This is a genomic window from Streptomyces sp. NPDC005899 (assembly GCF_040629645.1).
GTDB lineage: Bacteria > Actinomycetota > Actinomycetes > Streptomycetales > Streptomycetaceae > Streptomyces.
In genome coordinates this window covers 1-3,806 of sequence record NZ_JBEXWB010000480.1, presented here as the reverse complement: position 1 = coordinate 3,806, position 3,806 = coordinate 1, and the positions used below count along the sequence as shown (strand labels likewise).

Below are 3,806 nucleotides of genomic sequence, written 5' to 3'. Positions count from 1 at the left end.
GCAGTCGCGACGGCGGCCGCCGCCCCCGGCGGCACCGTGCCGGCCACCGCGGCGCCCAGCCCCTCCGGCCTGGCGGGCGGCACGCCGCGGCGGGCGGCCAGGGTGAGCGCGGCCCGGGCCACCGTCGCGGCGGCCACCGCGCCCAGTGCCCCGTGCGCCCAGCCCCGGCCGTACAGCTCGCAGAGGGCCGCGACCTGGGCCAGCAGGACGAACAGCAGCGTGACCACTCCGAACGGGCCGATGTCCGGCTGTTTCATGACCCGCAGCGCCCCCTCGGCGGGCCTGGCGCTGCCGAGGCCGTCCGCGGTGTCCGCCAGCCCGTCCAGATGCAGGCCGCGCGTGAGGGCGGCGGGGAGAGCGGCCGAGGCGACCGCCGCCAGCAGTGGGCCCGATCCGGAGAGCAGGAGCACGGCTCCGGAAGCGGCCGCGAGCACCCCGACGACGAGCCCGGCGAGCGGGGCGCAGAGCATGCCGGCGCGGGCGGCGTCGCGGTCCCAGCGGGCGACCCGGACGGGGAGCACGGTGAGGGTGCCGAAGGCGAAACGCGGACCGTGGCTGTTCAAGGAGATCACCGCCGGGAGGCTAGCCGGTGCCGCCCGGCGCTAGATTGTGCGCATCGTCAAAAAAGCCGCATAACGGACGTCCGGAGTGGGTGGCATGGGTCACTGGCTGCACCAGAACATCGTCGAGCCGGGCAAGCTGCCGTTGCTGCTCGCCCTGAGCGCCTTCGTGCTGACCTTCGCGATCACCCGTGTCATCACCCGCATGATCCGAGCCGGCAAAGGCCCCTTCCGCAACATCACACCCGGTGGTGTGCACGTCCACCACGTGGTGCCGGGTGTCGTCCTCTCGGTGGTCGGCGGTTTCGGTGCGGTGGCGAGCGGCCGCGAGGGCGTCACCGCCGGGATCTGCGCCGTCGTCTTCGGCGTGGGCGCCGGCCTCGTCCTCGACGAGTTCGCCCTCATCCTGCACCTCGACGACGTGTACTGGACCGAGGAGGGCCGCCAGAGCGTCGAGGTCGTCGTCCTCACCGCCTCGCTGGTCGTCCTCGTCCTCGCCGGCTTCTCACCGCTGGGCGTCGACGAACTGAGCGGCGACGAGGAACAGGGCAGGCTGGGCGTCGTCCTGACGTACTGCGTCAACTTCGGCTTCGTCCTGATCGCCCTGTTCAAGGGCAAGACGCGCATGGCGGTGGTCGGCACGCTCGTCCCGCTCATCGCCCTGATCGGTGCCCTCCGGCTGGCCCGGCCGGTCTCCCCGTGGGCGAAGCGGTTCTACAGGCGCCGCCACCGGGCCCGCTCCAGGGCGGTCCTGCGCGCCTACCACCACGACGTGCGCTGGGCGGGGCCGCGCAGGAGGTTCCAGGACCTGATCGGCGGCGCCCCGGACCGGACACCGCTGCCCGGCCCCGGCCCCGGCCCCGGACGCTGAGCTCAGAGGGCGCTCCGGCCGGGTCCGGCCCCACCGGAGGGCTCCCCCTGAGTCTTCCCGTCCGGTGAAGGCTCCACCTCCGGAGTCTCCTCCTCCGGCGCCTCCTCCTCCGAAGGCTCCTCGGCGGCCGTACGCTCCGGAAGCTCCGCGGCCAGCGCCGCCGCGGCCTGGACGAGCGGCAGCGCCAGCAGCGCCCCGCTGCCCTCGCCGACGGTCACCCCCTGGTCCAGCAGCGGGGTCAGCGCCATCCGGTCCAGCGCCTTCGCCTGGGCCGGCTCGCCGCTCACCTGGCCCGCCAGCCACCAGTCCGGCGCCCGGAAGGCCGCCCGCTGGGCCACCAGCGCACAGGCCGCCGAGACCACACCGTCCAGCACCACGGGCATCCGGCGCACCGCGCTCTGCAACAGGAAACCGGTCATCGCCGCCAGATCCGCCCCGCCCACCGCGGCCAGCAGCTCCAGCTGGTCGCCGAGCACCGGCCGGGCCCGCCGCAGCGCGTCCCGGACCGCCGCGCACTTGCGCATCCACGCGAGGTCGTCGATGCCCGCACCGCCGCGTCCCGTCACGACCGAGGCGTCCGTGCCGCACAGGGCCGCGATCAGGGTGGAGGCCGCCGTCGTGCCGCCGACGCTCAGATCGCCCAGCACCACGAGATCGGTGCCCGAGTCGGCCTCCTCGTCGGCGATGCGCATCCCCAGCCGCACGGCCTGCTCGGCCTCCCGGGCGGTCAGCGCGTCCTCGACGTCGATGCGGCCGCTGCCGCGCCGCACCCGGTGCCGCACGACCGCCTCGGGCAGCAGCTCCGGATCGCAGTCCAGCCCGGCGTCGACGATCCGCACGGGGACGGAGAAGCGGCGGGCCAGCACGGCCACCGGGCTGGCGCCGTCCAGGGCGGCCCGCACGAGGGTGTGCGCGCTGCCGGCCGCCCGGCCGGACACGCCCAGCTCCGCCACTCCGTGGTCACCGGCGAACAGGACCACCCGCGGCCGGTCGACGGGCCTGACGGGCACCGACTGCTGCGCGGCGGACAGCCACGCGCCGAGCTCGTCCAGCCGGCCCAGCGCGCCGGGCGCGACGGTCAGCCGCTCCCGGCGTTCCTCGGCGTCACGCCGCACGCCCCCGTCGGGTCGCTCGATCAGGTCGGAGAAGTCGTCCAGATTCACGGGGGTCTGCCTCGCGGGTCGTCGCATGGTGGGCGGGGCCCTGCGCCGGGCCCTGCGCGGAACAGTACCCGTCCGCCCCGCCGCACCCCCGGGCTGACCCGAGCGCGCGGGGCTCAGCCCCGCAGCACCAGTGCCCGCCCGGCGACCACGAGGAGGACGTGCTCGCACTCGGCGGCGAACGCGGCGTTCAGGCGGCCCAGTTCGTCCCGGAAGCGGCGTCCGGAGGGCGTGGCGGGAACGACACCGGAGCCGGCCTCGTTGGTCACGGCGACGACCGTGCGGCGCGTCCCGCGCACCGCGCGCACCAGCTCGGCGACCCGGGCGCGCAGCGCCTCCTCCCCGCCGTCGGCCCACAGGGCGCTGTCCCAGGCGTCCACCCGGTCCATGGCGTCCGTCAGCCACAGCGACAGGCAGTCGATGAGCAGCGGGGGGCCGTCCGACTCCAGCAGCCCGGTCAGCTCGCACGTCTCCTCGGTGCGCCACGCGGCCGGTCTGCGCTCCCGGTGGACGCCGATCCGGTCCGCCCACTCCCTGTCGCCGTCCCGCCGGCCACCCGTGGCCACGTACACCACCTCGGGGAAGGTCTCCAGGCGCCGCTCGGCCTCCAGGGACTTCCCCGAGCGGGCACCGCCGGTCACGAGCGTGCGGCGGGGCACGACCGGCCCGGCGCGGTACTCGCCGACCAGCAGGGTCGTGCCGTCGGGCACGGCCCGCGCGCCGCCCGCCGCGAGCCGGCGGTCCAGCTCGTCACCCGGCGGCGCGTCGTGGTCCAGGTGCACGGCGATCACCTCGGTGCCCGCTCCCACCGCCGCCACCGCGCGCAGGCGGGCGACGGCGTCCGGCCGCCCGATCACATCGCAGACGACCGTGTCGTACGGCTCCGGTACCCGGTCGGCCAGGCCCGCCGGGGAGGCCCCCGGCGGCAGGTAGAGCAGCCGCTCGCCCTCCGGCGACGTCACCTCGTACCCGGTGCCCGGCGCGTCCATCGCCATGGCCCGGACCCGGTGACCGCTGATCAGCGTCAGCTCCTGCCCGTCGGGGACCCTCCCCGCGGCCGGGAGCGACGCGGGCAGTTCCACCGCGGGGCCGTCGTGGGGGTGGGTGAGCAGCACCTGCCGTACGCCCGTGAGCGAACGACCCGCCCGGGCGGCGGCGAAGACGGCACCCGGGGTGAGGTCGAGCAGCAGCGCGTCGTCGACGAGGAGCGCGGTC

4 protein-coding genes are annotated in these 3,806 nt (G+C 76.1%); 1 reads left to right on the top strand and 3 read right to left on the bottom strand.

Going from position 1 to position 3,806, the window contains the following annotated elements:
• On the bottom strand, positions 1 to 572 hold a 572-nt coding region (locus tag ABZ371_RS30210), incomplete at its 3' end, for an adenosylcobinamide-GDP ribazoletransferase (RefSeq protein WP_358685576.1).
• Positions 573 to 657: 85 nt separating this feature from the next.
• Between ABZ371_RS30210 and ABZ371_RS30205 the strand changes: the two genes are divergently transcribed.
• Positions 658 to 1,431, top strand: a complete 774-nt coding sequence (locus ABZ371_RS30205) for a hypothetical protein (protein WP_358685573.1) — start codon at positions 658 to 660, stop codon at positions 1,429 to 1,431.
• Between the two features lie 2 nt (positions 1,432 to 1,433).
• Here ABZ371_RS30205 and cobT read toward each other — a convergent pair whose 3' ends face one another.
• Complete coding sequence (cobT, locus tag ABZ371_RS30200; protein WP_358685571.1) at positions 1,434 to 2,594, bottom strand: nicotinate-nucleotide--dimethylbenzimidazole phosphoribosyltransferase; 1,161 nt, start codon at positions 2,592 to 2,594, stop codon at positions 1,434 to 1,436.
• A 113-nt stretch (positions 2,595 to 2,707) separates the two neighbouring features.
• Positions 2,708 to 3,806, bottom strand: a 1,099-nt coding sequence (locus ABZ371_RS30195) for a bifunctional adenosylcobinamide kinase/adenosylcobinamide-phosphate guanylyltransferase (protein ID WP_358685568.1), incomplete at its 5' end; no start/stop codon positions are given.

Coding starts and splice junctions, on each gene's coding strand:
- ABZ371_RS30205 (WP_358685573.1), top strand. CDS start 658: ATGGGTCACTGGCTGCACCAGAACATCGTCGAGCCGGGCAAGCTGCCG.